Source organism: Streptomyces sp. NPDC020996, assembly GCF_040641355.1.
Lineage (GTDB): Bacteria > Actinomycetota > Actinomycetes > Streptomycetales > Streptomycetaceae > Streptomyces.
Map to the genome: position 1 here is coordinate 1 of NZ_JBFADM010000136.1, position 4074 is coordinate 4074.

Below are 4074 nucleotides of genomic sequence, written 5' to 3' on the forward strand. Positions count from 1 at the left end.
GGGGCCCGCGGGCCGGGGGGGGCGCGCGGACGCTCGGGCTGTGTCGCGCCGTGGGGTGTCATGCCGTGCGGTGCCGCGCCGTCCGGTGCCGCGCCGTCCCGCGCCGCGCCGTCCCGCTCTTCCTCGCAAGACCTCCACCGCAAATCGACGACATATGTCAATCGAACATGCTCAAATTCAGTTCGTTGAGGGTAACTTGCAGGGCGGGGAACGCTTTTGCCGTCGGCCGGTCCCCGGGACTCGGCTGCGCTCGAACGCTCGGTGCCGCCGCAGGCGCAGCAGGTGGGAGGCGATGTCGTCGTGCAGCAGGACCCCGCGCCGCTCACCCGGCACCTGCGGATCCGCCACGACCGGGGACACACGGTGCTGGAGTTCCACGGCGAGATCGACATCGCCGCGGCCGCGGAGATCGCTCCCCACCTCGACCGGCTGACGACACGCCGTGACGTCAGCCTGGTGATCGACCTCCGGCACATCGAGTTCTTCGACTGCTCGGGGCTGCGCCTGCTGTACCGGGCCCGCAGCCAGGTCCTCGACCGGGGCGGGGAGCTGAGGCTGGTGTGCGCCCACGCCCTGACCCTGCGCGTCCTCAGGGTCACCGGCCTGTCCCGCCTGCTGCCCCCGCATCCGACGCTGGACGCCGCCCTGGGCCAGCCCGAGGCCACGTCCGGGTCGTGGTGAACCGCGCCGGTTGAGGATCGCCGCCACCCGGTCCGCGGCGACCGCGCCCCGGCCTGCCGCGCCCGTGCGCCCCCCACTGCCCCCGCCCACGGCGGCGATCGGCCAACGCAGCGGTCTGCCAGGGGAATTGGCGGGCATGCGAAAGGGGAGGAAGGAGGGCCGTCGCCATGACCACTCCCATCAGACGCATGTCCAGGCGCACGCCGGGCTGGGCGAAGGCGGTGAGCGCCGTCGTGCTGGTGCTCGTGGTGTTCTTCGCCGGCATCCGGCTGAGCGTGCTCCCGGGGCTGAAGGACCTGTTCGGAACGGAGACGCACGACCGCTCCGGACCCGCACTGCTGCAGTCCATCCAGGACATGAGCCGCTACGACGCCGCCTCCGGCAACTTCCAGGTCGTCGTGGACCTGGAGAAGGACACCAAGTTCCTGCCGGACGCGATCCGCGGCTCGCGCACCCTGTACGTCGGCGCGGGCACCGTCGACGCCTACGTCGACCTGGGCAAGGTCGGCAAGGACGACGTGACGGTCGACGACGACCGCACGTCCGCCACGCTCCGTCTGCCGCACGCGGCACTGGGCAGGCCGGCGCTCGACCCGGACCGCTCCTACGCCGTCTCCAAGCAGCGCGGTCTGCTCAACCGGCTCGGCGATCTGTTCTCCGACAACCCCAACAGCGAACAGGCCGTGCAGAAACTCGCGGTCCGGCACATCGGCGAGACGGCCCGGCAGAGCGGGCTGACCGCGCGGGCCGAGTCCAACACCACCGACATGCTCGAGGGCCTGTTGCACTCCCTCGGCTTCAAGGTGGTCCACGTCACCTACGGCAGCTGACCGAGCGCGAGCGGCACGGTGCCCGCCGGCTTCCCGGCCACGGCGGGCATCGTCGGCCGGTCGCAGGGTAACCGCTTTGCACCGCAGGGAAGTTGAAGACCGGAGGATCGAATGGCCCGTGCAGCCTCACGCTCTCGCATCGCGCTACGCCCGCGCGCCGGCAAACCGGGGCGCGAGCCGGCACCCGCGCGCGCCGAGCGGCACGTCGTACCGCTGCCGTTCCGTCTGCTGGCCATGGCGTGCGCGTTCGCCTTCATGGTGGCGTTCGCCGTGGTGCTGGCCCGGCTCACCCTGGAGCCCTCCCCCGCGTCGGTGGCGCTGACCCACACCAACCTGCATCCGGGCCGGTCGCTGCGGGCCTACCTGGATCAGCCGGCGCTGCGCGACGCGGTCAAGCAGATCGGCGGGAACCTGCTGCTGGGGATTCCCTTCGGCGTCCTCGTCCCGATCGTCGCCCCGCGCACCCGCGGCGTGCTGCGCGTGCTGCTGCTGACCGCCGTGGTCATGCTGCTGGTGGAGTTCGCCCAGGGCGCGCTGGTCACCGGCCGCGCCTTCGACGTCGACGACGTCATCCTCAACACCTCGGGCGCGCTGCTCGGCTACCTGCTGCTGGGGCGGCGGCTGAGCCGGGCGGTGCACGCCCGGAAGCGCCGGCCGGTGCCGGACGAACAGTGAGCGAGGTACTACGCCTCGGCGGCCCCGGGTCCTCGAACGGCCCGGGGCCCTCTCGGTTCCAGGTCCGCACCAACCTCTTGACGCCCACTTATCTCACTCCTTAAATCAAGAAGCAGCACTCTCAGCGCCTTTCACCCCCCACCCCGGCCGGCCGGCCCCGCCGCCGTGCCGCCGTACGGAAGGAAGTGCCTTGGCCTCCCCCCTTCTGCCGCGCAGATGCCTGCTCGCCGCCCTGTCCGCCGCCGCGCTGATCGCCACCCTCGCCGGCGGCCCGGCGCAGGCGCGGCCCGAGGCCGCCGCGACCACCGCGACCGCCGCGGCCGCCGTGGCGTTCTCCGACACCTTCGACGGACCCGCCGGGGCCGCGGTCGACTCCGCCAAGTGGCAGGTGGAGACCGGCGACAACGTCAACAACCACGAGCGGCAGTACTACACGTCCGGCAACAAGAACGCCGCGCTGGACGGCCAGGGCCACCTGGTCATCACGGCCCGCCGCGAGAACCCGGCCGGCTACCAGTGCTGGTACGGCGCCTGCCAGTACACCTCGGCCCGGATCAACACCGCCGGGAAATTCACCGCACAGTACGGCCACGTCGAGGCCCGGATGAAGATCCCGCGGGGACAGGGCATGTGGCCGGCGTTCTGGATGCTCGGCACACCCGTCAACTGGCCGGACTCCGGCGAGATCGACGTCATGGAGAACGTCGGCTTCGAGCCCTCCACCGTGCACGGCACCATCCACGGCCCCGGCTACTCCGGCTCCGGGGGCATCGGCGCCGCGTACACCCTGCCCGGCGGACAGGCCTTCGCCGACGCCTTCCACACCTTCGCCGTCGACTGGGCGCCGGGCTCGATCACCTGGTCCGTGGACGGCAACGTCTACCAGCGGCGCACCCCCGCCGACCTGGGCGGCCGGACCTGGGTCTTCGACAAGCCGTTCTTCCTGATCCTCAACCTCGCCGTGGGCGGTTACTGGCCCGGCGACCCCGACGCCTCGACGGCCTTCCCGCAACAGCTCGTCGTAGACTCGGTGTCGGTCACCACCGGCGACACCGCCGCCGGGGCCGCGATCAAGGGCCTGGCCGGCAAGTGCGTCGACGTCGCCGGGGCGAACCCGGCCAACGGCACGCCCGTCCAGCTCTACGACTGCAACGGCACCGCGGCCCAGCAGTGGACCGTCGGCTCCGACGGCACCCTGCGCGCGCTCGGCAAGTGCCTGGACGTCACCGACAACGGCACCGCCGACGGCTCCACCGTCCAGCTGTGGGACTGCACCGGCGGCCCCAACCAGAAGTGGACCGTCACCGCCGCGCACGACATCGTCAACCCGCAGGCCGACAAGTGCCTGGACGTGACCGGCAACAACTCGGCCAACGGCACCCGGTTGCAGATCTGGACCTGCACGGGCGGCGCCAACCAGAAGTGGACGGTCGGCTGACCGGTTCCGCGCGGTCCTGGCGGACCCTCAGTGCAGCTTCCAGGTGAACTTGTCCCCGCCCACCCAGCACACGACGTCCGGATCGTCGAGGTCGTGCACGTGGATCCCGAACGCTGCGGCGGCCTCCAGTACGTCGATGAGGGTCTTCGCCTCGGCGACCATCTGGCCGTCGATCTCCACGATCCGGAACGGCGGCGTGCCCGGCTGCACTCCGAGCACCACGATCCGCGGACGGGCGATGTGCGGGCTCGCGATTTCGGTCATGCCATAGAGCGTAGGCCGGATCCGGCCGTCTCGGCTCGGCCATGCCGGTCCGGCGGTGGCACCCGCGCGGCACATCGGGCACCACCGCCGCCCCGTCCCGGTCGCCGGTGTTGCGGACCGTCAGCGACAGGTCGTAGGAGCCGTCCGTGCTGATCTCGGGCGCGGTGCCCGCGAAGTCGTCCCAGG

5 protein-coding genes are annotated in these 4074 nt (G+C 71.8%); 4 read left to right on the forward strand and 1 reads right to left on the reverse strand.

The window, feature by feature from the left end; translation table 11 throughout:
• The first annotated feature begins 300 nt into the window (after positions 1-300).
• The 4 genes from AB0G63_RS38900 (at position 301) to AB0G63_RS38915 (ending at position 3624) form a co-directional block, all read left to right on the forward strand.
• On the forward strand, positions 301-681 hold the full coding sequence (locus tag AB0G63_RS38900; protein ID WP_360760575.1) for an anti-sigma factor antagonist: 381 nt from the start codon (positions 301-303) through the stop codon (positions 679-681).
• A gap of 167 nt (positions 682-848) precedes the next feature.
• Positions 849-1511, forward strand: coding sequence for a DUF4230 domain-containing protein (locus AB0G63_RS38905; RefSeq protein WP_360760578.1), 663 nt, complete (start codon positions 849-851; stop codon positions 1509-1511).
• Positions 1512-1622: 111 nt separating this feature from the next.
• Positions 1623-2186, forward strand: a complete 564-nt coding sequence (locus AB0G63_RS38910) for a VanZ family protein (RefSeq protein WP_360760581.1) — start codon at positions 1623-1625, stop codon at positions 2184-2186.
• 190 nt (positions 2187-2376) lie between these two features.
• Complete coding sequence (locus tag AB0G63_RS38915) at positions 2377-3624, forward strand: family 16 glycosylhydrolase (RefSeq protein WP_360760584.1); 1248 nt, start codon at positions 2377-2379, stop codon at positions 3622-3624.
• Between the two features lie 27 nt (positions 3625-3651).
• Here the strand turns inward: AB0G63_RS38915 and AB0G63_RS38920 are convergent, their stop codons facing one another.
• Positions 3652-3888, reverse strand: coding sequence for a hypothetical protein (locus AB0G63_RS38920; protein ID WP_360760588.1), 237 nt, complete (start codon positions 3886-3888; stop codon positions 3652-3654).
• Positions 3889-4074: the final 186 nt, after the last annotated feature.

Bases quoted from the DNA above. Each gene is read 5' to 3' on its own strand.
- AB0G63_RS38905 (WP_360760578.1), top strand. From the start codon at position 849: ATGACCACTCCCATCAGACGCATGTCCAGGCGCACGCCGGGCTGGGCG.
- AB0G63_RS38910 (WP_360760581.1), top strand. From the start codon at position 1,623: ATGGCCCGTGCAGCCTCACGCTCTCGCATCGCGCTACGCCCGCGCGCC.
- AB0G63_RS38920 (WP_360760588.1), bottom strand. From the start codon at position 3,888: ATGACCGAAATCGCGAGCCCGCACATCGCCCGTCCGCGGATCGTGGTG.